Here is a 24,941-nt window from a genome sequence, read left to right as displayed (position 1 = left end):
TGTATTCGAAGCCTGAAACTTTCCGGGGCCGATCCGAGCAGTGCGGCCCGGGACGGCAATCGCCCGCTGCGGCCGGCGCGGCGCTGGACAGCGCCGCGCCGGCTGTTACGCTGCGGGACGCGCCACCGATATTCGAGCTCGTCGTTGTAGTCGTTGTAGTTGTCGGGGGACGACCCGATGGAACACGGTCAGCGGCGGCCGAGTCCGGGCCCGCCCGAGACGCCCGACCCGCTCGCGGCGGCCGCGGCGACGGCCCGGACGCTGGAAGATCTCGCCGCGCTGCTGCGGGATCTGCGCCGCCGGCACGCGCGCAGCCGCCGAGACAGCAGCCTGACGTACCGGGAGCTGGCCGGCAGAACCGGCTGGTCCCACACCGCGATCGCAGAGTACTTCACTGCCCGCACCCTGCCGCCGACCGACCGCTTCGACGCCCTGCTCGAAGTGCTCGGCGCCGCGCCGGGCGAGCGGCGCGCGCTGGCCAGCGCGCGCGACCGGATCGAGGAGGCCGGCCGCCGGGGGAGGACCGCCCGCCCGGCCGGCCGCTCGGCCCGCCGCGGATCGCCTGCCACCGGCGACGGTCAGGGCGCAAGTCCTGAGCCCGCGAGTGCTCAGGCCACGCATCCCGGGCCCGCGCCGGCGCCGGCGCCGCGCCAACTGCCGGCCGCGCCCCGCATGTTCACCGGCCGCGCCCGCGAACTGGCCTTCCTGGACGCGGCCCTGCGGGAGCAGACCCAGACAGGCGGCACCGTGGTGGTCTGCGCGATCGGCGGCATGGGCGGAATCGGCAAGACCTGGCTGGCGCTGCACTGGGCGTATCGGCACCTGGACCGGTTTCCGGACGGCCAGCTGTACGTCAACCTGCGCGGCTTCGACCCCGGCGGGCAGCCCGTGGACGCGCGGACCGTGCTGCGCGGATTCCTGGAGGCGCTCGGAGTGTCCCCGAGCGCGATTCCGGTCGAACTGGAGGCGCAGGCGGCGCTCTACCGCGGTGTGGCGGCCGACAAACGGATGCTGGTCGTGCTCGACAACGCCCGCGACACCGCGCAGGTCGCCCCGCTGCTCCCGGGCGGTATGACGTGCACGGTGCTGATCACCAGCCGTCGCAAGCTGACCGGACTGCTCGCCACGAACGGCGCGTGCGCGGTCGCCCTCGACGCACTGCCCGAGGAGGAAGCGCGGCAGTTGCTCGCCCGGCACCTCGGCCGCGGCCGCATCGCCGTCGAAGCGGAAGCCGCGGCCACACTGCGCACCTGCTGCGCGGGACTTCCGCTGGCGCTGAGCATCGTCGCCGCGCGCGCCGCCACCCAACCCGACCTGTCGCTGACGGCCCTGGCCGCCGAACTGACCGCGACGCCCGGCCGGCTCGACGCCCTCGACGCCGGTGAACCCCAGGCCGACCTGCGGGCGGTGCTCTCCTGGTCCGGCCGCGCCCTTTCCCCCGCCGCGGCCCGCGCATTCGCACTGCTGGGGATCGCGCCCGGGCCGCAGATCACCCCGGCCGCCGCAGCCAGCCTGCTCGGCGTTCCCCGGAAAGCCGCCCTCGCTCTGCTCCGCGAACTGGATCACGCACACCTGATCCAGAGGCACGCAGCCGACAGTTACCGCATGCATGACCTGCTCAAGCTGCATGCTGCAGAGAAGGCACACGCCGAATGCGCCCTCGCGGAGCGGCAGGCCGCGCTACGCCGACTGGTCGAGTTCTACGTGCACACCGCCTGTGCAGGCGCTCGGCTGCTCGCGCCGCACCTACCCGCGCCGCTGCTTGAGGACCTGCCCCCCGGCTGTGTACCGCATCCGCTGCCCGATTCGGCCTGCGCGATCGCATGGTTCGACGTGGAACACGCCAGTGTGCTCGCCGCTCAGCAATCGGCCGGAAGCCACGGCTGGGACGCCCAGGTCTGTCACTTGGCCTGGGCGCTGGAGCCCTACCACCGCCGCCGTGGCCTTCTCCAGGACCGGTCCGCCGTCTGGCTTCTCGCCGTGAAATGCGCTCAGCGCCTGCCTGAACCGACCGTTCGCGCGCATGCGCACCAGATGTTCGGCGATGCCTGCGCCGAGCAGGGCAGGACCGCGGACGCCCTGCAACATTTGCGCCTGGCCCTGTCCCTGACCGAGGAAGCCGGCGACCTCACCGGGCAGGGCGAGATCCACCACAGCCTGGGCGGCACCTGGGAGCGGCACGGCGACGACCGGCGGGCGCTCGAGCACGCCCTGCGCGCGCTGCTGATCTTCCGGCAGGCGGACAATCCGTACCGGCAGGCCAGGGCGCTGAACGGTGTCGGCTGGCTGCAGACGAGGCTCGGCAGCCACGCCGAGGCGCGCGCCAACTGCCTGGCAGCTCTCGCACTGCTGCGCGAACACGGCGATCACCAGGTCGGCGAGTCCGCCATCCTCGACAGCCTCGGCCATATCGCCTGCCGCATGCGCGAATACGACGAGGCACTCGACTACTTGCAGCAGGCCCTGACCATTTGCCGCGACCGGGGCCAGGGCTTCCTCGAGGCCGACATCCTGCATCACATCGCCGAGGCGCGGCTCGGCCAGAACCGTGCCGACCTGGCTCGCGACTGCTGGCTGGAGGCCCACGGGCACTACACCGCGCAACACCGGCTCGCTGACGCCCGACGGGTTAAGCAACTGCTCGACATGCTCGACCGGGAGCCGGCCCGATAGATCGCGGAACTCGCGGCGCTGCCGGAGGCGGGCGCCCAACGGCGACGGCTCGTACCCTCGGAAGCATGTGTGGTCGGTACGTAGTCACCAAGAGCCCGCAGGAGCTGGCCGAAGAGTTCGCCGTCGACCGGGTCGCGGTGGACGGCCCGGTGGAACCGGACTTCAACGTCGCGCCCACCAAGTACGTGCCCGCGGTGTTGGTCCGCGAGCGGCGCGACCGCGACGAGAGCGGTGGCGCCGGTGCCGACGCCGGCGCGATGGAACGCCAGCTGCGGGCCGCACGCTGGGGATTGGTGCCCTCGTGGGCCAAGGACCCGTCGGTCGGCAACCGGCTGATCAATGCGCGACTGGAGAGCGCCGCGCAGAAGCCTTCGTTCCGGCACGCGTTCGCCAGGCGCCGCTGCATCCTGCCGGCCGCGGGCTACTACGAGTGGCAGGAACGGCCCGCGGGGGACCAGGGCAAGAAGGCGCCGAAGCAGCCTTACTTCATCCACCGCCCGGACAAGGGCACGCTGGCGATGGCGGGCCTGTACGAGTGGTGGCGTGATCCGACCCGGGAGCGCGAAGACGCGCAGGCTTGGCTGTTGTCCGTCACGGTGCTGACCACTGACGCGACCGACGACATCGGGCGCATACACGACCGCGCGCCGCTCATCGTGCCGCAGAGTGCTTATGAGACGTGGCTCGCGCCGGACGTGGACGACGCGGACGCGCTGCGCGGCCTGCTGGTCCCCGCGACCGTCGGCATGCAGGCGGACCCGGTGAGCACCGCGGTGAACAACGTGCGCAACCAGGGTCCTGACCTGATCGAGCGGATCGCCGACGCCGAACGTCTGTGAGCCGCGACGCGTCGGCGAACGCCGCCGCGCAGTCGCAACCGGTTCTTCAGTAGCCGCGCTCGGCCCTGCGCCGGGCGACGAAGTCCTCGAACTCGGCGCAGAGCCGGGCGAAGTCCGCGCCGGTCGCGCTGCGCAGTTCGACGGCGTCGATCTGCCGCGGATCGCCGATGCAGAAGACGTGCTGCTCTCGCCACTCGAGACGGACGCCGCTGAGGTCGGGAAGGTCGATCCGCGTGCCTGCCATCGGTGTGCCGTCGACCGTCACGCTCGTCGGCGTCTCGGGCGCGTCCGGGTCGCCCGGCAGGCCGAGGACGCCCAGGTTGCCCGCGAGGCTCTCGGTCCCGCGGATCACCGGCGTCCAGTCGACCGATCCGCGCACGGTGCGCACGCGCAGGAGGTCACGTCCCGCCAGAGCATAGGTGACCTCGACCGCCCAGGGATGACCGTCCGAGCTTTCGTAGCCGCACAGCGCGATGGAACCGGCCGGAGGCGCGCAGGCGATGGCGACCGGACCGGGGAACCGCTCGACCAGTTCCGCGTAATCCGGACTCTGCCGACTCGGTTGCTCGCCCGGCTGTGAAAACCGCATCCGTCCGCGCACCTCCCACCGTGAGTGAGGTCATCGTCAGCGTTCTAACGTTTTTCGGCCAGACCCGGTTCCGCCGCACCATCGGCGTCAGTCATCGTCGGCTCTCACAATGTGGCCGCTCCCACAACTTGGTCGGGCGTCGCGGGGTGATCGACTGTCACGGGGTGTACGGCGGGCACGAGGCGGTCGATGCGGCCGGACAGTTCCCGTACCGCGGCGTCGAACGCGGCATCGGTACCGTCTCGGGCCGGGTCGGGCACGGCCCAGTGCAGCCACTGGCCGGTGTGCGCGGCGTGTTCGTGGGCGCGGTCGCACACCGCGACGACCAGGTCGTCCGCGCGCAGCACCTGATTGAGATGCCGGGTGCCCTTCCCCTGGAGGTTCAGACCGTGGCGCCGTGCGGCCGCGACGGTGCCCGGGTGCACGCAGGGCGCGGGCTCGGTGCCGGCCGAGGCTGTCGGCAGGCGACTTCGGCGTGCCCAGAGCGCTGCGGCCAGCGGTGAGCGGGCGGAGTTCGCCGTGCAGACGAACACCACTCGGGCCGCGCGCCGCGCGCCCATGGGCACCAGATCGGCCAGCGCGGCGTGGTTCAGGCGCACGTAAGTACGCCGGTGGTCCGCCTCCGAGCGGGCCCGGGTGATCAGGCCGGCCTGCTCCAGCAGCGCCAGGTGGTGCGCCAGCAGGTTGCTGGCCAGGCCCAGCTCGCGGGCGAGTTCGGTGGGTGACGCGTCCGAGAGCAGCAGGCGCTCCACGATCGCCAGGCGCGCGCTTTCGCCGAGCGCGGCGTGCCGCCGGGCCCGCGCCTGCAAGGAAGAAAGCTCAGTGTCCATTGAGTCAATGATGATTGAGCTATATTCTTCGGTCAAGGCGGCCGCCGCGCGCTCCGCGCCCGTTCGGCGCGCCGCGGCAGCCGAAGACCCCCGCCCGAGCGAACCGCTCACCGAACCCCGGAGGCCACCGCGTGAACCCGCATCTGGCACGCCGCGCCCTGGCCGAATTCCTCGGCACCGCGCTGCTGGTCGCGACCGTCGTCGGCTCCGGAATCACCGCCCAGCGGCTGTCCCCGGGCGACACCGGTCTGCAACTGCTGGAGAACTCCATCGCGACCACGCTGGGCCTGGCCGCGATCATCCTGGTCTTCGGCCCGGTCTCCGGCGCGCACTTGAACCCGGTGGTCACGCTGGCCGACTACGTGCTCGGCCGCCGCGCCGGCATCGGTCCTGACCTGCGCACCGTCGCCGTGTACCTTCCCGCGCAGGTCGCGGGGGGCATCGGCGGGGCGGTGCTGGCGAACCTGATGTTCGCGCTTCCCGCCGCGACGGCGTCCACGCACACCCGCTCCGCCGTCAACCTGTGGCTCGGCGAGGTGGTGGCCACCGGCGGGTTGATCCTGCTGGTCTTCGCCCTTGCCCGCACGCAGCGGGGTCACTACGGCCCGGCCGCGGTCGGCGCGTACATCGGGGCCGCGTACTGGTTCACCAGCAGCACGAGCTTCGCGAATCCCGCCGTCACGATCGCACGCGGCTTCACCGACACCTTCGCCGGGATCGCGCCCGGCTCGATCTCCGGGTTCGTCTTCGCGCAACTTCTCGGGGCCGCGCTGGGCGCGCTGGTGGTGGCCGCTCTCTACCCGGTCGCCCGGCGCGAGGCTGCCGACCCGCTTTACGTGAGCTGCGACCTGGACGCCGCACAACCGGTCGCCGACGGCGCCCGCGTGCCCGCGACCCGCACCTGACCGCGAACCGCCCACTTCCGAAGGACAGCGATCTGATGACTGACGCCAAGCCCAGCGTGCTGTTCGTCTGCGTGCACAACGCCGGACGCTCCCAAATGGCCGCCGGATTCCTCAGCCACCTGGCCGGCGGCCGCATCGAGGTGCGTTCCGCCGGCTCCACACCCGGCGACCAGATCAATCCCGTGGCCGTGCGGGCCATGACGGAGGTCGGCATCGACATCTCCGCCGAGGTCCCCAAGATGCTGACCGTGGACGCGGTCAAAGCCTCGGACGTGTGCATCACCATGGGTTGCGGGGACACGTGCCCGGTCTTCCCCGGCAAGCGCTATCTCGACTGGACTCTGGACGACCCGGCCGGACAGGGCATCGAGGCGGTGCGCCCGATCCGGGACGAGATCGAGAAGCGTGTACGTGCCCTGATCGACGAGCTGCTTGCCGAGGACGCGGCCTGAGAAGGCGTTTGCGCGATACTACGGATAGATGGCTTCCCGCCGTCCCCTGGTGGCGTGCATGGTCCAAAGCAGGCCGGCGAGATGTTCGGGGTCGACGGTAGGCATCTGCCAGACCGGATGACCCGCGGCTTTACTCTCCTCCATCTCGGTGTGGAAGGCGCTGTTCTCGATAGCCGCACCGATGTAGAGCATGCCGACGTAGACGCCCTTGTCGGCCACCTCGGCATGCAGGGCTTGCAGATAGTTGCGCTGGGCGGCTTGCGCCGGGCTGGGGCCGCTCATGTACGGCAGGCCCTGCACGGTGCTGCCGCCCTGCGCGGTCAGGATGGCGCCGTCCCCCTGCTCGAGCATGTGCGGCAGGAACTCCTGCACGAGTGCCAGCATCGTGTAGAAGACCAGCGGCATGAACTTCTGGGCGTGCTGTGGGGTCAGATCGGCTGCGGACACGAACCCGGTGTCGGGGGTGGGCGCATAGTAGAAGGCGTCGAGGTCGCCGGCCTTCGCGCGGATCTGCTCGGCCAGCCGGGGCGTGGCGGCGGTGTCAGACAGGTCGGCTGTGATGACGTGAGCGGTTGCCCCGCCGCTGATCAGCTCCTTCGCCAGACGGTCGAGTGGCTGTGAGCTACGAGCCACCAACGTGACCTCGTAACCCTCTCGCGCGTAGCGACGGGCCACAGCCTGGCCGAGGCCGGGTCCGGCTCCGAACACAGCGATCGATTTGGACACAGGAAAGCTCCGATGGGTAGTCCAGCCGTTGCTCCGAACCACCCAAGGCCACGTATACCTTGTCGTCAAGCGACTTCATGAAGTCACCACGCCACGGGCGGCGGCTCCGGCGAACGAAGCCCGGACCATCAGAGCTCACCGACACCGGCGGGCTCCATCGCCGGGCCCCGCGGCTCGCGACCGTCGCCGGGCAGCGCGGCGGCGCGTGCTGCCAGGCCCAGAGTGCGGGTCAGGACCATGACGACCGCCATGAAGATCAGGCCGTCGGTGATGGCGGCGGCGGTGACCTGATGGCTTGCGCACCAGTGCGCCAGCGAGCCGGAGAACCAGCGGGCTGATCCGTACGAGAAGACCGCTCGCGCCCCGATGATCGCGGTCCACAGCAACGCGTATGGCAAGCCCGCGGACGTGACCGGCTTTCCGGTCGCCGGGCTGCGATACACGCGGGTCAGCGCGAGCGCGGCGAGTCCGCCGAGCACACCGGCCGCCAGACCGGCCAGTTCGACCGCGAGGCCGGTGCCGCGGGTGACCACGGGGTCGATGAACAGCGGGACGATCGTCGCGGTCAGCACGGCGGGACGCAACACGCGCAACGGGCCGATCTTGCGGTTCCTACCCAGGTCGGCGTGCAGGGTGGCGACGAGAACGGCTACGTTGACGAGTTCGGCCTGGGCCAGTGCGGAGAACATGATTCGCTCCTCGGGATGCGGTGTCCGGTGACGCATCCAACGTTCGCCGCGAACGGCTCCCGGCGGATCGGCCCGCGGGCCGACCTGCGGCATGACCTCGCCGCGCCCGCCTGGTACCACCCGGTACTACGCGTGCCCGGCGGATCTCATACCGCGTCATACCGGTGCTGGCGCTCCGGGGCGACGTGCTCATACCGGCCCGGAACCTAACGTCGCAGCTGTCGGTCGAACCGCCGGCCCGCCGAAGGGCGGAAGCGAACGTGAAGGGAGCGCGCCAATGTCCGCGCTGGAGACCCTGGCCGTGATCGGCGTCATCGGGTACATCATCTTCCGGCAGGTTCAGGGCGAGCCGCTGCGCGGCAAACGCGCCGTCCTGCTGCCCGCGATCCTGACGGTGATCGGGTTCAGCGACCTGCGAGGCAACGGCGGCCACCTCCAGCCGGCCGACGTCACCTGCCTCGTCGTCGGCGTGCTCGGGTCGGCCGCGATCGGCCTGGGCTTCGGTGTGATGACCAGGCTCGAATCGCGCGACGGCTGTCTGTGGGCGCAGCTGCCGCTTCGCGGCCTGTGGCTGTGGGGCGCGATGGCCGCCTGGCGCGTCGCGATGATCGCGACTGCCGCCGCCGTACATGCGCACGTCGCCGCCTCGTCGTCCACGCTGCTGCTCACCCTGGGCGTCAACAGGCTGGCTCAGGCTGCTGTGATCGTGCCGCGCGCGATGGCCGCCGGCGTGCCCTTCGCGCCCGAGCAGGACGGCAAAACGTTCATGGCCTCGGCCTTCGAGCGCGGCCGCGGCGCCTCGCAGCGTGATGTGCCGCCGGTCTCCGAGGCGTTCGCGCAGTGGCGCTCGGCCCGCTCCGACGACGCGCAGCGGTCCGAAGCTCCCGCTCCCGCTTCAGCCTCCGTCTCAGCGCCGGCACCAGGCCCCGCCTCGCGCCGCGCCGCCGGCCGCGAGTCGCGCATGAGCCGCCGCGAGACGCGAATCCGCCGGGCCGGACGGGGATACTGAGGTCATGCTGACCGTCACCGTGTGGATACTGCGCACGGCCGGACTGGTGTTCGTAGGCGTGATGACGCTGCACAGCCCGTCCGCCCAGCGTGGCGCGCTGCCGACCCAGGCCGTCGCCTACGCGCTGGTCTGCGTCGGAACCGCGGTGTGGGGGCTGATCACCTGGCGCCCCGCCGCCGCCGCGCGGCTCGGTGATCGCGCGCTGTTCGCCGCGCTCGCGCTCACGGCCGCGGCGGCGGCACTGGGCGCGACGGCCGGCGGCAGCGGTTACTACGTGATCGCCTTCGCCGTGGTGGCCCAGCTCTCGGCAGCCAGCGACCTGAGCCTGAGTACGGCGCTGACGGTATACGCGGGCGCCGTGCTGGCCACCGAGGTCGGCGCGGTCGTGTTCAACCAGGGCATCGGTACCTATCTCGGCAATCCGATGCTTATCGCGATCGGCCTGCTGTTCGGGCGCAACCGTGCGGCCTACCGCATCCAGGCCGAGCAGTCCGCGCTGCTGCTGGCCCAGCACGAACAGCTGCGGACCGAGCAGCGGCGGGCGGATGTGCTCGACGAGCGCGCCCGCATCGCCCGGGAGATCCACGACGTGCTCGCCCACTCGCTCGGCGCGCTGAGTATCCAGATCCAGGCGGCCCGCGCGCTGCTCACCGACCACGACGACGTCGAGCGCGCGCTGGAGACGCTGGCGACCGCCCAGCGCATGGCCTCGGACGGCCTGGTGGAGACCCGCCGCGCCGTGCACGCCCTGCGCTCCGACACGCCGCCGCTGCACGAGGAGCTGGCGCGCACCGGGGAACAGCACGCGACGCGGTATCGGGTCGCCACCCGCGTCACCACCGAAGGCACCCCGGCCGCGCTGCCGCCCGACGCCACGATCGCGCTGCTGCGCACCGCTCAGGAAGCGCTGGTCAACGCGGCCAAGCACGCGCCCGGCCAGGCCGTCGACGTGCGCCTCGACTTCGAGGAGCGACACGTCCGGCTCACCGTCGCCAACGCTCTGATCGATGGCGCGCAGGAGCCCGCCGACACCCTCGCGCCGCGCACCGTCGACGGCGGCTATGGTCTGACCGGGATGCGGGAACGGCTGCGGCTGCTGCGCGGCACCCTGGAGGCCGGGCCGCGTGAGGACCGTTGGATCGTGACCGCGGACCTGCCGCTGGACGAGCGCGCCACGACGCAGAAGGCAGCCCGATGAACGACGCACTACCTCGGCGGTCGCGCCCGTGAACACGACCGCGAAGACGACCGGCGGGGGCGCCGCGCCGCTGCGCATCATCGTGGCCGACGACCAAGCCAGCGTCCGGGAGGGCCTCGTGCTCCTGCTCGGCGCCCTGCCCGACATCGACGTGGTCTCGGCGGCGGCGGACGGGCGGCAGGCGATCGAGCGGGTCGCCGAGCACCGCCCCGACGCGATCCTGCTCGACCTGCACATGCCCGTGCTCGACGGCATCGAGACCACCCGCCGGCTGGCCGCCGAGCACCCGGAGGTGGCCATCGTCGTGCTGACCACGTACCTGGACGACAGCTCGGTGCTCGACGCGTTGCGCGCGGGCGCTCGCAGTTACCTGACGAAGGACGCCGACCGCACCGAGATCGCGCACGCGCTGCGCGCCGCCGCCGGCGGACTGGCCGTCTTCGACCCGCGCGTCCACGCCGCGCTGCTGACCGCCGCCACGGCCGCGTCGCCGCCCGCCGCCGAGAGCTCCGGCTCCGGCTCCGGCGCCGTCGGCCCGGTCAGTACGTCAGAGCACGCACAAGCCCTGCCCGACGGCCTGACCCAGCGGGAGGCGGAGATCCTCGCCCTCATCGCGCGGGGTCTGACCAATCCCGAGATCGCCGCACGGCTGTTCCTGAGCAACCACACCGTGAAGACGCACATCAACCGGATCTTCGCGAAGACCGGATCGCGCGATCGCGCCGCCGCGATCGGCTACGCCCATCGCCATCACATCGGCTGACGCCATGTCGCGGATCCCGGTCGAGGGCGCCTCATCCACCCGAGGGCATCAGAACCTTGAAACAGCATGACGCGGCGTGAGGTGGTTTGGCGCAGCGTGAATACCTGCGCCGCTATCGGCTGGGGCACAACGATCAGGCCTCATGTCGGGGTCAGTGCGCAGTTCGCGGCCCGGCTGATCGGGCGCCGGCGGGCCAGGTTCAGCTGAGCGTGGCGATCGCGCCACGCAGTTCGTCGAGTTCCCGCCGGGTGATCTCGGCGAGGGACTGATGGTTGGTCGGCTCGGCCCACCGGTCGTAGGCGCAGTAGAAGGCGCGCACGCCCAGTTCGGCTGCCAGGCTCGCCGAGGGATCCGTCACGCCACGTTTGCGCAGGGCCTCGGCCGTGGCGTCGGCGAGCGCGGCGCGTTTGAGCGCGGCGCGCTCGCGCAGTTCGCCGTTTCCGGCGATGACGTCTCGCAGTCGCGCGCTGAACTCGCGCCGCTCGTCGGTGAAGGTGGCGGCCAGGGCGTCGAGCGCGGTGGCGACGATCTGCAGCGGCGTGGCCGGGTCGGGCGCCGCGGCGATCGCGTCGGCCAGCACGCGGGCGTGGATCTGCTGCCCGGCGGCGAAAAGCACCTCACGCTTGTCGGGGAAGTATCGGAAGAAGGTGGTCTTGGTCAGCCCGCCGGCCCGCTCGGCGATCTGGTTGACGGTGGTCGCCTCGTAGCCCTGCTCGACGAACAGATCGAGCGCCGCGCGCACGAGTCGCTCCCGCGTGTTCGGCTCCCAGCGACTCATGAGGACAAGCATAGTGATGTGACTTGGTAACGTGGCACTGCTACGGTGGTGACGTTACCAAGTCACATCACTTTGCCCCGTGCGGACGGGGCGAGCGATTCGAGGGAGATGTCCATGCGTGTCTTCGTCACCGGTGCCAGCGGCCACATCGGCTCTGCTGTGGTACCCGAACTGCTCCAGGCCGGCCACCAGGTCGTCGGCCTCGCCCGATCGGACGCCTCGGCCGCAGCCGTCGAGGCCCTCGGCGCCGAGGCGCGCCGCGGCGACCTGCGCGATCCGGACGACTTGGGCAAAGCCGCCGCCGATGCGGACGCGGTCATCCACCTCGCGTTCGACCACGGCAGCATCGCGGCCGGGCGGTTCGCCGACGCCGTGGAAGCCGACCACGGTGTGGTGCGCGCCTTCGGCGACGCTCTGGCCGGCGCCGGGAAGACCTTCATCGGCGTCGGCCTGGCGCGCACCGGCGACGCCCGCCGCGACGCGGCGATCAGCGCCAACCCGCGCTCAGCGGTCGCTCACACGATCCTCGGGTTCGCCGAACGCGACATACGCGCCATCCTCGTCGGCGTCCCGCCGGTCACCCACAGTTCGCAGGACAGGCACGGTTTCATTCCCATCCTGATCAAGATCGCCCGCGACGCGGGCGTGTCCGGTTACGTCGGCGACGGCGCCAACCGCTGGCCCGCCGGCCACACGCTGGACGTCGCGCGCCTCTTCGTCCTGGCGTTGGAGAAGGCCCCGGCCGGCGCGCAGTTGCCCGCCGCGGCCGAGGAGGGAATCACCGTGCGCGAGATCGCCGAGACCATCGCGCGCCGCCTGGACGTGCCGGCGGTCAGCGTCCCGGCCGAACGGGCCGCCGACCACTTCAAGGGCTTCCCCTTCGTCACGGTCGACCTGACGATGCCCAACACGCAGACCCGACAGCTGCTTGCGTGGGAGCCGGTCCAGCCCGGCTTGATCGCCGACCTTGAGCAGGGCCACTACTTCACCGAGGGCTGATCCTGCGGCGGGCCGACGACAACCGCCGCACCTTCGCGGCTTCGCGGCGTCCCGGCCACTCTCTGAGCGCTGACACGGTGCCTGATCGGGGTTTCAGGTCAGGGTGCTGCGGCCGGGAACTCGGGCCGGGAACTCAATTCGCGGCCGTGAACCAGGGGTTTGAGTCACGACGCCTCGGCGCGCGCGGCGGGCTTGAGCACCTCCCGGCACCAGGTCCGAAAGTCCGTCGCCGCGATCGTCGCGATCGACCAGTCCGCCTCGTAGATACCCGCGTCCTGCGCGGCGAACATCTCGGTCCGCTCCTTGACCGCCCGATCGCCCGCCCCACCGGAGCGCAGCATCGCCGCGAAGTCGTCCATGGCCATGCGGCTGTAGGCGACCGGCCGGCCGAGTTCTTCGCCGATGACCTCGGCCATGGCGTCGGGGGTGAGCCGGTCCGGCCCGAAGACCGGCAGGCTCTCCTGCCCGGACCAGGACAGGTCGGTGAGCAGGTCGGCGGCGGCGCCGGCGATGTCACGCGTCGCGATCAAGGCGAGCGGCCGATCGCCCGCGCAGGTCAACCGGAACACGCCGCGCTCGACGATCGCGTCGAGCTGACCGAGCAGGTTCTCCATGTAGAAGGGAAGCGACAGCGCCCGGTAAGCCGCGCCCGACGCGGCCAGCTCGGCGTCCATGGCGAAAGCCGCGGACAGCACGCCCGCCGGAGCCGGCCATCCGTGCCCGGCGCTGGACACCGCCACGACATGGCCGACCCGATGGCGGGCGACGGCCGCGGCGCCGGCTCGGGCGAAGGCGAGGTAGTGCTGCTCGGCGCTCGGCGCGGACGGGTTCGGGGGAACGAGCCAGAACAGCGCGTCCGCCCCGGACAGCGCCTTGTCGAGCACGGCCGGATCGTCATGGCGGCCCTCGACGATCTCGACCTGCTCGCGCACGCTCCCGTGCAGGCGCGAAGCGTCGCGGGCGATGACCCGCACCGCGCCGCCTCGGTCGAGCAGCCGCCGAACCAACCGCCCGCCGATCTGCCCGGTCGGCGTCGTGACGACGATCATGAGAAACCCCCTAAGATGAACCGGAACTCCGGTTCCGAATCTACTGTCGGGCTCGGCGCGCCGTCAACTACGATGGACCGGCCATGACCGCTTCCGAACGCTCGCTGCGCGCCGACGCCCGGCGCAACCGCGAGAGCGTCCTCGACGCGGCCGGCGAACTGTTCGCCCAGCGCGGCGACGGTGTGCAGATGGACGAGATCGCCGAGCGGGCCGGGCTCGGCGTCGGGACCCTGTACCGGCACTTCGCCGACAAGCGGGCGCTGCTCGCGGCGATCATCGGCCGCCGGTTCGAGGCGATGACCGGTCTCGCCTCGAGCGCCGAGGCGCTCGAGGATCCCTGGGCGGCGTTCGAGGCGCTGCTGTACGGCTACCTGGAGTCCGCGGAGCCCGACGCCGCCTTCCGCTTCGCGCTACTCGGCCCGCACGAGCCGACCTGGGGCGACATCGACGAGCAGAAGACGGCGTTCTCGGCGATCGTCGAGCGCATCGTGCGGCGCGCCGTCGCCGCCGGCCGCCTGCGCGCCGACTTCCGCGCCGACGACTTCGTCCTCATCACCCGTGGCGCGATGGCGAACATGGCCGGCAGCGGAAACTGGCGTCGGCACGTAGCGCTCCAGCTTGAGGGCATCCGCGGCGGCTCGCCTGGCGACGCGCCGCCGGATGCTCGATCCGAGCGCCCTTCGGAAGTGTGAAAGCACTACCCCGTCCGCAGCGACCCGGCGCGGGAGTCACAGGCGCAGACGGGCCAGGCGCGCGTCCGCCTCGGCCGGATCGAAGAACTCCGGATCGAAATCCGTCAGGCCGTGTGCTTCCTCCATCCACTCGGTCAGCTCTTCGTGCCGTTCGTCGTCCTTGTCGGTGAGTGCTTGCACGAGATCCTGATAAGCCCACACCCCGCCGCAGTCCTCGGGCGGGCAGTGACGCCGGCCGTCCACGCAAGCGGGTCGGCCGACAGTCGCGACGGTCTTCTCCAGGAGGATCTCGTGTTCCCAGCAGTCGCCTAAGTCGTAGGTGTAGCCGATCCGATCGCCCACCCCGCCCAGCACCCGGCTCAACGGCACTTTCTTCGCGTCGCGGTGACCGAGTTCGCGATCCGGCAGGCCGTACGACGCGCGCCCCGCGTTGAAGACGTGCATGTGATAGTCCTCCCAGCCCATCGCGGCCTGGATGACGTGATGCAACGCCGCCAGACTCGTGTCGGCCGGAACCGTGATCCGGCGCCAGACCGGCGGTCGCAGCCCCAGCAGCGTGACCTTGAGCTGGTACCCGGGTTTCGCCGGTGCCCCGGCCGGATCTCCCTCGGCAGCGAGAAGTCCGAGCGCGGTCGCGGCGCCGGGGTGGCCGCTGGCGCGGATCGCGGAGGCGAGATCGGCCCGCTCCTGGCCGCCGAGGTCCGCGAACACGTCGTCGATCAGCGCATCGAACTGCTCGCGCGGGATGCCACGGTCCGCCAGCGTCGCTACGGCCGCCCCGAGATCCGCGGCGATCCATCCCGAGTCTCCGGGCGAGGGCTGTGCGCCGCTGTCGACTTGATAGAGATACATGCGCGCGTGCGGTCCCACGCCGGGCAGCCGGGCGGCCCTCTTCCAGGCGGGCGCCGCCTCAGGGCCCAGACTCTGCGCCAAGCCGATCGCCATGACCCGGCTCAACGGATCAGTTCCGGCCGCGGCGGCGAGCAGTTGCTCTGCCGCGGCCCGCGCCGGACGCGCGGCGAGCCAGGACTCTGCCGCCTCGGGCCCCAGCTCGGATTCCGCGGCCAGCGCGGCGAGCAGACCGGCGGCGTCGAGCGCGGGATCGAGCTGGCGTACCGGCTCGAGACCGAGCTCGCGGCGGGCGAACACGCCGGGCGCGCTGAGCGAAGCCAGACCACCCTCACACTCGGCGAGCCCCCAGTCGACCAGATGGCCGACCGCCACCCGCTCCGGATCGCCTTGCACGGACATGCGGATCAGCGCGATCGTCGGCCCGAGGTCGCCGCGCAGCGCATCGTCCAGTTCCGCCCGCAGATCGGTGAGGGATCGCGGACCCGCACCGAGCAGTTCGAGCACGCTCAGGGTGAGCAACCCGCCGTCGCCGGCGATCAGCTCGGCCTCCTCGCCCACCTCCAGCCCGATGGCCCGGGCGAACGCCGCGAGCCAGACCTCGACGACTTGTTCGTCCGGGCCGTCCGGCCACGCGCCGCGATTCGGTCCGGGCAGTGCCTGGTCGGCCGCCAGCTCCACCAGCCCGGTGGCCAGGGCCAGGTCCCAAGCCTCGACCAGACCCGGGATCCGGGCGGCCCGGGTGATCTTCCCGGGCGGGACGCCGAGCCCGCAGGCGCGGGCAGCCCCTGCGGCGTCCGCGGGCTTCGGTACACCGGTGCTCGTGACCTTCCTACCGCTGCCCACCCAACCGGCCAGCAAGACCGCGGGCTGGAGTCGGCGGCCCACCGCCGGATTCGCACGCAGCGCCGCGGCGACCTCGGCGATACCCGGAGTCTTGTCATCCGTCTCTTCGGCCGAGCTCATGTAGATCGCCGCTTCCGATGGGGCCTTCTCGTTGACCGGTCGATGTTAGTACTCGATGGTGCGCGCCACGAATCGCCGCGTCCGCTTTCCGGAAAGCGTCCGCCGAGGCCGCGCGATGCGGGACAATGGCCGGGATGTACGGAACAATCGATCAAGACGGTCCAGCCGCCGGCTACGGCCCGTTCGCGCACTTGGCGGCGCCGAACGCGGCGCTGTACCGGCAGGTGATGGCGGCGTTTCTGGCGGCCAAGCGCCGTTTCACCGTGCACCTGCGCCCCGAGGAGGTGCACGCCGCGCTGCCGGCCGAGCGCAGACCGGAGCCGGCCGCGGTCGCCGCCGCGCTCGAGAGCCTGGAGCGCTGGGGGAACCTGCGGGCCGATCCCGACACCAGCCGGGTCACCGCGGTCGAGGACTTCTACCGGCGCCGGCTGATCTATCAGCTCACCCGCGAAGGTGAGGCCGCCGAGGAGGCGCTGACGGCCTACGACGAGGCGCTCGGGCGGCGCGGCGAGTTGCAGGCCGTGGCGCTCGCGGACATCGCGACCCAGCTGCGGGCGTTGATCGCGCTCGCCGACGGGGGCGACCCGGACCCGGCGATGGCGCACCTGACGCTGCTGGGGCTGGTCGACCGCTTCACCGGGCTCGCGGACAACGCGCGGGCGTTCATGGGCTCGTTGCAGCGCACGATCGACTTGCACGACGCGCACGTGGACGCGTTCCTCGCGTACAAGGACCGATTGATCGACTATCTCAAACGGTTCATCGAGGACCTGGTCACCCGCGGCGCGGAGATCGCCGGGCTGCTCGGACGGCTCGCCGAGGAGGGACGCGCCGAATCGCTGTTGCGCGTCGTCGCCGTGCGCGAGGCGGCGGACGCCGCGCCGGATCAGTCCGAGCGCGCGGCAGCCGACGCCCAGGCGCGGTGGCAGGAGCGGTTCGAGGGTCTGCGCTCCTGGTTCCTGAGCGCCCCGGGCAGCGACTCGCAGGCCAAGCTGCTGCGGTCGGCGGCCCGGCACGCCATCCCCGACCTGCTCGGCGTGGTGCGCGCGCTCAACGAGCGCAGGTCCGGGCGCTCGGACCGGTCGGCGGACTTCCGGGCGCTGGCCCTGTGGTTCGCGCAGGCCCCTGACGACGAGGCGCGCCATCGGCTGTGGCGCTCGGCGTTCGGGCTGTACGGCGCCCGCCACCTGACCGTGGACCCCGACACGCTCGAGGCCTGGGACGCCGAACCGGTGCCCGCGTCGGTCTCGTGGGAGGACGCTCCGGGCCTGCGGATCAGCGCTCAACTGCGGCGCACCGGCGCGTACGAGCGGCGGGGCAAGGCCCGCGCGGTGCAGGACCGGGGCGAGGCGAAACAGCGTCTGGCCGAGCTGGCGCGCAAGCAGGCCGAGCAGACGGCGGCCGCCCGCGCGAGGCTGGCCACGCGCGGCGAGGTACGCCTGTCCGACCTCGGCGAGCTGGACCCCGAGGCGTTCCGGCTCTTCCTCCAGCTGCTCGGCGACGCGCTGGCGAAGCTGCGGCCGGGAGTCGAGCAGTTGGTCGCGACGACCAACGACGGAACGATGGAAATCCGGATGACCCGCGTACCGCAGGCGCCGATCGTGCAGATCCACACCGCCGACGGCGTCCTGCGCGGCCCCGAGCACCTGGTGCAGATCACCGACCTGGCCTCCTGGGATCAGAACCCGGATTCGTCGGACGCGCGCATCGACCCGGTCGCGCAAGGCAGGGCCGCGTGAGCCTTCAGGAGACGCTGACCGCGCAGCGCGAGCAGCAGTTGCGCCGCGCGGCGCGTGCGCTGTTGCGTCGCCCGCTGCTGCGCGCCCAGGGCTCGACCGCCGACGATTTCAAGCTCGTGCGCACCCACGCGGCGCAGCTGCGGGCCTGGTTCGAACGCAACACCGGCTGGCAGCTGTACGTCGACGCCGAAGTGGCACGGCTGCGCCGGATCCCGGGCTCGGACGCCGACCCGACCCATCCCGCGCTCGACCCGAAGACCGGCCTGGAATTCTCCCGGCGCCGCTACGTCCTGCTCTGCCTGGCCCTGGCCGTCCTCGAGCGCTCCGAGGCGCAGATCGCCCTCGGCTGGCTGGCCGAGCAGGTCGTGCTCTCCTGCGCCGATCCCGCCTTCGCCACGACCGGGACGCACTTCGCCCTCGACGAGCGCGAGCAGCGCACCGACCTGGTCGCGGTGGTGCGGCTGCTGCTGGACCTGGGCGTGCTGGCGAAGGTCGCCGGGGACGAGGACGCCTTCCTCAAGGAATCGGGCGACGTGCTCTACGACGTGGAGCGGCGGGTCCTGGCCGGCATGCTGGCCTGCCGGCGCGGCCCGAGCACCGTCGCCGCACCCGGCTTCGCCGACCGGCTCGCCGCGCTCAACGCGCAGGTCCTGCCGGACAGCGACGACCTGCGGAACCGGGAGCTGCGGCACCGGCTCACCCGGCGGCTGCTCGACGACCCGGTGGTCTACCACGAAGAGCTGACCGAGGCCGAGCGCGCCTACCTCGCCTCCCAGCGCGGCCAGATCGCCCAGCGGATCAGCGCACTGACCGGCTTGGTGCCCGAGGCGCGCGCCGAGGGACTGGCCATGGTAGACCCCGAAGACGACCTGACGGACCTGCGTATGCCCGAGGCGGGCACTGACGGGCACGTGACCCTGCTGGTCGCCGAGTACCTCGCCGCGCAGCAGCGCGCCGTGCCGGTCTTCCAGCTCACCGCGCACGTGCGCCGGATCGCGGGGGAGTACGCCGGCTTCTGGCGCCGCAGCGCACAGGAACCCGGCGCCGAGGCCGCCCTGGTCGCCACGGCGCTGGACCGCCTGTCCGCGCTCGGCCTGGTCACCGTCACCGAGGTGGACGGCCGCCCGGCCGTGCTGGCCAGACCGGCGCTGGCCCGGTACGCGGTCGCCGAGGCGACGCTGCTCGAACGAGGGCAGCGGGCCGCGCCCCGGCGTTCCGCCAAGAACCCGCTGAAGAGGACAGTCACCCGATGACCTCGCACCGACCGCTCCCCTCCGCCCACCGCGAGCGCTGGCAGCCGCTGCGCGTCGGACTGGTGGACCTGTTCTACTACGACGTCGAAGAGTTCTGGTTCCACGACGGACGGCTGCTGCTACGCGGCAACAACGGCACCGGCAAGTCCAAGGTCCTCGCGCTCACGCTCCCGTTCCTGCTCGACGGGGACCTGTCCGCGCACCGGGTCGAGCCGGACGGCGACCCGAAGAAGAAGATGGAGTGGAACCTGCTGCTCGGCGGCGACCACCCGCATCCGGAGCGCCTCGGCTACGCCTGGATCGAGTTCGGCCGCCTCGGCGCGGACGGGACCGCGCACTTCACCACCCTGGGCTGCGGGATGAAGGCGGTCTCCGGGCGGGGTATCGCACGGCACTGGTTCTTCGTCACCGATCAACGGATCGGGGCGCCCGCCGCGCAGGGCGGCCTCGACCTGCTCGATCCCACCCGGTCGGCGATCGGCCGCGAGCGCCTGGCCGACGCCGTCTCCGGCCACGGGATGGTGTACGACTCGGCGCGCGCCTACCGCCGGGCCGTCGACCAGGCGCTGTTCGGACTCGGCGACCAGCGATACGCGGCCCTGGTCGACCTGCTGGTGCAACTGCGCCAGCCGCAGTTGTCGAAGCGTCCTGACGAACGCGCCCTGTCCCGGGCGCTGACCGAGGCGCTCGCCCCGATGGACCAGGCCGTACTCGCCGACGTGGCCGAGGCGTTCCGCAGCCTGGACGAGGAGAAGGAGAACCTTCAGGCGACGGCCGAGGCCCACCGGGCCGCCGCGGACTTCCTCGGCCACTACCGCCGCTACGCGCGGGCCGCCGCGCGCCGCAAGGCCAGACTGCCGCGCCAGCAGCACTCGAAGTACGAGTCGCAGCGCGCTGAGCTGTCCGCCACCGAACAGGCCCGCGACGCCGCCGGACGGCAGATCGAGGCGGGGGAGCGGTCGCTGGCGGAACTCGGCCAGGAGGAGGCGCGGCTGCGCGCGCAGGACGCCGCGCTGCGCGAGAGTCCCGAGATGCGCAGCGCCCAGGCGCTCGCGGACGCCGCGGAGAACGCTCGCACGGCCCAGGAGACCGCGCGGCGCACCGCCGCGGACCTGCAACGCGCCGAATCAGAACTCAACCGCGCGGCGGTCCGCGCCGAGTCCGCCTCGGCCCGGCTCGGCGGCGCCGAGACGCAGCTGGACCGGTCCGCCGCCTGCGCGCGAGAGAACGCGGTCCGCGCCCGGATCGAACAGGGCCACGCCGACCGCGTCGCAGCGCCCTTGGACGCCTGGAGAGCCGATCGGGACGCCGCCGAGCCGCCGGTCGCGCCCGAGGACCTGCGCCGCGCGGCCGAGGAGATGGCCGACCGGCGCGCCCGGTCCCTGGAACTGCTCGAGGAGCTGCTCGACCGGGCCGCGGCCGCCGCCGGCAAGGCGGACCTCGCCGCGCGCCGGCTCGAAGACGCCGACGCGCAACTCGCCGCGCAGGCGGAACGACGCGCCGACGCGGAAGAGGACCTCGCCACGGCCGGATCGCGCCACACCGACCGCGTGCGCGCCTACCTCGGCGAGGCCGCCGAACTCCATCCCCTCGACACGCAGGGCGCGCTCGACGCGCTCGCCGAGTGGATCGGCACCCTGACCGGCCCCAGTCCCGCGCGCGCGGCCGTCGACGCCGCCGCGCGGGAGGCGACCGCGGCGCACGCCGCCGAGCGGGCCGCCCTCGACTCCGCGCTCGCCGAGGCGCGCGCCCGCCAGGACGAGGTCCGGCGCGAACTGGCCGAGCTGGAGGCCGGCGGGCAACGGCCGCCGGCCGCGCCGCCCACCCGCGACGAGGCGGCGCGAGGGGGCCTGTCCGGCGCCCCGCTGTGGCGACTGGCCGACTTCGCCGAGAGCGCCACGGCCGAGCAGCGCGCCGGCATCGAGGCGGCCCTCGAAGCCGCCGGACTGCTCGACGCCTGGATCACCCCCGAGGGCACCGCGCTGGGGGCGGAAACGCACGACGTGCTGCTCGTGCCCGGCCCGCCCGTCGAAGGCCCGTCCCTCGCGGACCTCATGCGGCCCGCCCCCGACCATGGGGATCCGCGCGCCGCAGCCGTCCCCGAGCGGACCGTAGCGCGACTGCTCGCCGGTATCGCGCTGCTGCGACCCGGTGTCGCAGAGCCCGAATCGAGCACCGATCCGACCTGCGCGACCTGGATCTCGACCGACGGCCGGTTCCGCAACGGTCCGGCGCGGGGCGCGTGGGCCAAGCCGGCCGCGCAGTTCATCGGTGAGGGCGCCCGCGAGCAGGCCCGTCGCCGCCGCATCGGCAGGCTCGGCGAGATCCTCACCGGTATCGGGCACGAACTCGCCGCCCTGGCCGAACGCGAACAGGACCTCGCGGCCCGCCGCGCCCGCCTGGCCGCCCAGGTGGCCGCATACCCCACCGAAGACGACCTGCGCCGTGCCCACGCCCGCCTTGCCGCGGCGGCCGAGGAACAGCAGCGCCTGGCCGAACGCCGCGGGGCCCTCGCCGCCGCGTGCGCCCGCGAACAGGCCGACGCCGACGTCGCCCAGGCCGAGGTGCGCCGCGGCGCCGACGAGTTGGACCTGCCGGCCGAACCGGAGGCACAGCGCCCGATCCGCGACGCCCTCGGCGCCTACCGCGAGGCCCTGGCCGCGCTGTGGCCGGCGATCAGGGAGCTGCGAACCGCGCGGCGGACCCTCGCCGAGGAGCGCGCCGGCTGCGAGCGCGCCGCCGAGTACGTCGCGCAGATGGGCGAGCGCGCCGAACAGGCCGCCGCCGACGGCGAAGCCGCAAACGCGCGGCACGAGACCCTCGCCGCGACCGTCGGCGCCGCCGTCAGCGAACTGCAGCAGCGGCTCGGCGAGGTCGCCGCCGCCCAGCGCGCCCGCCGCGACCGGGAGGTCGAGGCCCGCCGGGCGCTGGACGCCGCGCGCGAGGCCCGCGGCGAGGCGGCCGGGCGGCACCGCCAGCTCGAAGCAGACCTCGAAGAAACCGTGCGGGAGCGGCGCGAGGCCACCGAGGCGCTGCGCCGCTTCACCGTGACCGGGCTGCTCGCGATCGCCCTTCCGGATCTGGAGACCCCGGACCCCGCGCAACCCTGGGCGCCCGACCCGGCGATCCGCCTGGCCCGCACGATCGAGCGGGAACTGGCCGACACCGACGACTCGGACGCCGCGTGGGACCGCGTGCAGAAACGGACGACCGAAGAACTCAAGGACCTCGCCGAGGCGCTCGCCCGCCACGGGCACAGCGCGGGCGCCGAGATGCACGAGGACGGCATCGTCGTCTCCGTGGTCTTCCAGGGCCGGCCCCAGTCGGTCCCGCAGCTCGCCGACGCGCTGGAGACCGACATCGCGGACCGCCGCCGCCTGCTGTCCGAGCGCGAACAGGAGATCCTGGAGAACCACCTGATCACCGAGGTGGCCGGCACCCTGGCCGAGTTGATCGCCGCCGCAGACCGTCGTGTCCTGGCCATGAACACCGAGCTGGAGTCGCGGCCCACCAGTACGGGCATGCGGCTGCGGCTGCTGTGGCGTCCGGCGAAAGACGCCCCCGCCGGGCTGGCCGCCGCGCGACAGCGCCTGCTGCGCCAGAGCGCCGACGCCTGGTCCGCCGCCGACCGCGCCGCCGTCGGCGAGTTCCTGCAAGGGCAGATCGAGCGTGCCCGCGCCGAGGACCCGACCGGAACCTGGGCGGAACACCTGGGCCGCGCCCTGGACTACCGCTCCTGGCACGAGTTCGCCATCGAACGCCACCAGCACGGCCGCTGGCAGTCCGCCACGGGTCCCGCCTCGGGCGGCGAGCGGGTGCTGGCCGTCAGCATCCCGTTGTTCGCCGCCGCCTCGTCGCACTACGCGTCCGCAGGCAACCCGCACTGCCCGCGCCTGGTCACCCTCGACGAGGCATTCGCAGGGGTCGACGACGACTCGCGGGCCAAGTCCCTCGGGCTGCTGGCCGCCTTCGACCTGGATGTGGTGATGACTTCGGAACGCGAGTGGGGCTGCTACCCGCAGGTGCCCGGGCTCGCGATCGCCCAGCTGTCCCGGGTGGACGAGGTCGCCGCGGTGCTGGTCACCCGGTGGGAGTGGAACGGGAGGGAACGGCGTCCCGGAGCGGATCCCGGCGCCCTGCTGCCCGCCCGATCCGCCGCCCCGGACACTCAGGCCGCCGACGCGACGCCGGCCGGCGTCGAACCGCTCCTGCGATGACCCGGCCCGACGGCGGCCCGCCGCCGCACTCGACCCCGGCCGCCGAGCGCCGCGCCCACCTCCTGCGACTCCTCGGCGGCCCGGACCTGGCATGGCTGGTCGACAGGGCACGACGCCGGATGGAACTCGGCCGGGATCTCGACGGCCCGGTGACGAACAGCACTCCCAGCGAGTCCGAACGAGCCGCCGCCGCACGACTCTTGGGCCGTGCGCTGCGACCGGCCCGATCCATCCACGTCCCGTTGCCCGCGGTCGACCGGATCCTGCGCGAGAGCGGCGCCTGCCCCGAGGGCCTGGCCGCCGCCGTCGTCGAGCTCACCGGCCCGGTGACCCCGCGCCATGAGACGGAAGCCGCCCGCGAGCGCGCCTGGCAGGACGCCTTCGCGCCGCTCGCGGCCGCCGTACGCGCCCGACCGCAGCTGGAGGCGTGGTTCACCGCACTTCGGGCGCAGGGACTGGTCACGCGCCTGTCCTCGGGGAGCCCCACGACAGCCGCGGCGATGCTGGCCGACCTGGCGCAAGTCGTGTCGGCGCTGCCGGCCGAGGACGAGTCGCTCGCCGCCTTCGCCGCTCGCGTCCTCGCGGACGCGCACGCCCTGGACGACGACAGACCGCTCAGTACGCTCTCGCTCAGCGCCGCCCGCGCGCTGACCGGGGGCGCGCACGGAAACGGCGCGCAGTGGCGGCGGGAGACCTGGGCCGCGGTCGGCCTGCTCAAGGACGAGCTGTCCAGCCAGGTGCTCACCCTCGGCCTGCCGGGCGACAGCGCGACCGCGACCGGCCGAGCGCTGGCCGCACTGCACCCGGCCGGGCAGCCCGCCGTGCTCACCCTGCGTCAGCTCGCCCGCGACGCGCCCAGGCCGCTGCCGCCCGGCACGCGGGTCTTCGTGTGCGAGAACCCGTCCGTGGTCGCGGCCGCAGCCGACCGGTTCGCCGCCCGCTGCCCGCCGCTGGTCTGTGTCGGCGGGCAGCCGAGCGCCGCCGCCGTCAAACTGCTCAGCCTCCTCGCGCAGGGCGGCGCCACGCTCCTCTACCACGGGGATTTCGACTGGGGCGGCCTGCGCATCGCCGCGGGACTGCGCGCCCGGATCGGGTGGCTGCCGTGGCGTTTCGACACCGACGCATACCGGGCGGCGCTCAAGGAACACCCGGGCACCGGCGCGTTGCCTCCGCCGTCGGCGGTGCCCACCGCGGCATGGGATACGGATCTACCCGCCACGATGATCCGCGAGGGCCGGCGGGTGGAAGAAGAACTCGTCCTCGCCGACCTTCTCGCCGATCTCGCGCAAGCCGCCGCAGCCCCGGTCGGGCTCCCGGTATCCGACGCCCCCGGGACGGCCGGCCCGGCGCGGGTCACGGCGGCCGAGAGGTCGAATTCGGATTTCGACACCGCGGCGCACTTCTGAGCGTGACGCCCCCGGCGCCGGCATCCGGCGCTGCCTCTCAAACACGGCCCAGGGTGAGCCGATGACGCTCGAATGCTGCCATACGCATGCTTGCGCTCAGGGTATACGGACCGCACGCCCCGGACCCCTGTCTTCGAACTCTTCGTTATCAGGGGTCGTTGTCGATCAGCCGGCGTGTGCGGGCGGATCGAGGCGACGCGCCTGGTGATCGTGTACGTAACCCCGCTTTGTTCGACAGTTGCGTGATCGCGTGTCACCCGCCGCCGCCCGTTGCCTCAGGGGTCAGCCGGTGATACACGCCGGTTGATCCAGGTTCGAAA

General features: G+C 72.8%; 20 protein-coding genes. 13 read left to right on the top strand and 7 right to left on the bottom strand.

Annotated features, from left to right (window positions below):
- The first annotated feature begins 177 nt into the window (after positions 1-177).
- Both KGA66_RS02565 and KGA66_RS02560 read left to right on the top strand, forming a co-directional pair.
- The gene (locus KGA66_RS02565) at positions 178-2,673 is read left to right on the top strand and encodes an ATP-binding protein (RefSeq protein WP_211464046.1); all 2,496 of its coding nucleotides are present in this window, start codon (positions 178-180) and stop codon (positions 2,671-2,673) included.
- Positions 2,674-2,738: 65 nt separating this feature from the next.
- Positions 2,739-3,512 (top strand): SOS response-associated peptidase, encoded by a 774-nt coding sequence (locus KGA66_RS02560; RefSeq protein WP_211464044.1) that lies wholly within the window; start codon positions 2,739-2,741, stop codon positions 3,510-3,512.
- Positions 3,513-3,558: 46 nt separating this feature from the next.
- Here KGA66_RS02560 and KGA66_RS02555 read toward each other — a convergent pair whose 3' ends face one another.
- Together KGA66_RS02555 and KGA66_RS02550 are read right to left on the bottom strand one after the other, a co-directional pair.
- A complete protein-coding gene (locus tag KGA66_RS02555) occupies positions 3,559-4,101 on the bottom strand; it encodes a hypothetical protein (protein WP_211464043.1) in 543 nt (180 codons plus the stop codon).
- Between the two features lie 104 nt (positions 4,102-4,205).
- On the bottom strand, positions 4,206-4,931 hold the full coding sequence (locus tag KGA66_RS02550) for an arsenate reductase/protein-tyrosine-phosphatase family protein (protein WP_211464041.1): 726 nt from the start codon (positions 4,929-4,931) through the stop codon (positions 4,206-4,208).
- 131 nt (positions 4,932-5,062) lie between these two features.
- Between KGA66_RS02550 and KGA66_RS02545 the strand changes: the two genes are divergently transcribed.
- Together KGA66_RS02545 and KGA66_RS02540 are read left to right on the top strand one after the other, a co-directional pair.
- The gene (locus KGA66_RS02545; RefSeq protein WP_211464039.1) at positions 5,063-5,836 is read left to right on the top strand and encodes an aquaporin; all 774 of its coding nucleotides are present in this window, start codon (positions 5,063-5,065) and stop codon (positions 5,834-5,836) included.
- 35 nt (positions 5,837-5,871) lie between these two features.
- Positions 5,872-6,288 (top strand): arsenate reductase ArsC, encoded by a 417-nt coding sequence (locus KGA66_RS02540; RefSeq protein ID WP_211464037.1) that lies wholly within the window; start codon positions 5,872-5,874, stop codon positions 6,286-6,288.
- Positions 6,289-6,306: 18 nt separating this feature from the next.
- Here the strand turns inward: KGA66_RS02540 and KGA66_RS02535 are convergent, their stop codons facing one another.
- Together KGA66_RS02535 and KGA66_RS02530 are read right to left on the bottom strand one after the other, a co-directional pair.
- A complete protein-coding gene (locus tag KGA66_RS02535) occupies positions 6,307-7,014 on the bottom strand; it encodes an SDR family NAD(P)-dependent oxidoreductase (protein WP_211464035.1) in 708 nt (235 codons plus the stop codon).
- Positions 7,015-7,142: 128 nt separating this feature from the next.
- Positions 7,143-7,703, bottom strand: a complete 561-nt coding sequence (locus KGA66_RS02530; RefSeq protein WP_211464033.1) for a hypothetical protein — start codon at positions 7,701-7,703, stop codon at positions 7,143-7,145.
- A 277-nt stretch (positions 7,704-7,980) separates the two neighbouring features.
- On the opposite strand from KGA66_RS02530, the gene KGA66_RS02525 reads away from it, so the two are divergent.
- Genes KGA66_RS02525 through KGA66_RS02515 form a run of 3 tightly spaced genes read left to right on the top strand, consistent with a single transcriptional unit; the run spans position 7,981 to position 10,673 of the window.
- Positions 7,981-8,712 carry a hypothetical protein gene (locus KGA66_RS02525; RefSeq protein ID WP_211464032.1) on the top strand — a complete coding sequence of 244 codons (732 nt, stop codon included), beginning with the start codon at positions 7,981-7,983 and terminating at the stop codon, positions 8,710-8,712.
- A 4-nt stretch (positions 8,713-8,716) separates the two neighbouring features.
- Positions 8,717-9,910 carry a sensor histidine kinase gene (locus KGA66_RS02520; RefSeq protein WP_211464030.1) on the top strand — a complete coding sequence of 398 codons (1,194 nt, stop codon included), beginning with the start codon at positions 8,717-8,719 and terminating at the stop codon, positions 9,908-9,910.
- A gap of 28 nt (positions 9,911-9,938) precedes the next feature.
- Entirely contained in the window at positions 9,939-10,673 is a 735-nt protein-coding gene (locus KGA66_RS02515) for a response regulator (protein ID WP_312886705.1), read from the top strand.
- Between the two features lie 199 nt (positions 10,674-10,872).
- Here KGA66_RS02515 and KGA66_RS02510 read toward each other — a convergent pair whose 3' ends face one another.
- Positions 10,873-11,451, bottom strand: coding sequence for a TetR/AcrR family transcriptional regulator (locus KGA66_RS02510; RefSeq protein ID WP_211464028.1), 579 nt, complete (start codon positions 11,449-11,451; stop codon positions 10,873-10,875).
- A 114-nt stretch (positions 11,452-11,565) separates the two neighbouring features.
- On the opposite strand from KGA66_RS02510, the gene KGA66_RS02505 reads away from it, so the two are divergent.
- A complete protein-coding gene (locus tag KGA66_RS02505; protein ID WP_211464026.1) occupies positions 11,566-12,450 on the top strand; it encodes an SDR family oxidoreductase in 885 nt (294 codons plus the stop codon).
- Positions 12,451-12,614: 164 nt separating this feature from the next.
- On the opposite strand, the gene KGA66_RS02500 is transcribed toward KGA66_RS02505, so the two are convergent.
- Positions 12,615-13,499: an NAD(P)H-binding protein gene (locus tag KGA66_RS02500; RefSeq protein WP_211464024.1), complete on the bottom strand. Its 885-nt coding sequence runs from the start codon at positions 13,497-13,499 to the stop codon at positions 12,615-12,617.
- Between the two features lie 83 nt (positions 13,500-13,582).
- On the opposite strand from KGA66_RS02500, the gene KGA66_RS02495 reads away from it, so the two are divergent.
- The gene (locus tag KGA66_RS02495; RefSeq protein ID WP_246506915.1) at positions 13,583-14,191 is read left to right on the top strand and encodes a TetR/AcrR family transcriptional regulator; all 609 of its coding nucleotides are present in this window, start codon (positions 13,583-13,585) and stop codon (positions 14,189-14,191) included.
- Positions 14,192-14,227: 36 nt separating this feature from the next.
- On the opposite strand, the gene KGA66_RS02490 is transcribed toward KGA66_RS02495, so the two are convergent.
- Positions 14,228-16,006 (bottom strand): plasmid pRiA4b ORF-3 family protein, encoded by a 1,779-nt coding sequence (locus KGA66_RS02490; protein ID WP_211464022.1) that lies wholly within the window; start codon positions 16,004-16,006, stop codon positions 14,228-14,230.
- Between the two features lie 134 nt (positions 16,007-16,140).
- On the opposite strand from KGA66_RS02490, the gene KGA66_RS02485 reads away from it, so the two are divergent.
- The 4 genes from KGA66_RS02485 to KGA66_RS02470 are packed head-to-tail and all read left to right on the top strand — an operon-like array spanning position 16,141 to position 24,621.
- Positions 16,141-17,745, top strand: a complete 1,605-nt coding sequence (locus KGA66_RS02485) for a TIGR02677 family protein (RefSeq protein ID WP_211464020.1) — start codon at positions 16,141-16,143, stop codon at positions 17,743-17,745.
- A complete protein-coding gene (locus KGA66_RS02480) occupies positions 17,742-18,998 on the top strand; it encodes a TIGR02678 family protein (RefSeq protein WP_211464013.1) in 1,257 nt (418 codons plus the stop codon). Before KGA66_RS02485 ends, KGA66_RS02480 begins: the two co-directional genes overlap by 4 nt.
- Entirely contained in the window at positions 18,995-23,215 is a 4,221-nt protein-coding gene (locus tag KGA66_RS02475; protein ID WP_211464011.1) for a TIGR02680 family protein, read from the top strand. Before KGA66_RS02480 ends, KGA66_RS02475 begins: the two co-directional genes overlap by 4 nt.
- Complete coding sequence (locus KGA66_RS02470; protein WP_211464009.1) at positions 23,212-24,621, top strand: TIGR02679 family protein; 1,410 nt, start codon at positions 23,212-23,214, stop codon at positions 24,619-24,621. Before KGA66_RS02475 ends, KGA66_RS02470 begins: the two co-directional genes overlap by 4 nt.
- Positions 24,622-24,941: the final 320 nt, after the last annotated feature.

This window comes from Actinocrinis puniceicyclus, from assembly GCF_018283645.1.
In the GTDB taxonomy this organism is placed as follows: Bacteria; Actinomycetota; Actinomycetes; order Streptomycetales; family Catenulisporaceae; genus Actinocrinis; species Actinocrinis puniceicyclus.
This window is presented reverse-complemented; position numbering and strand designations above follow the sequence as displayed.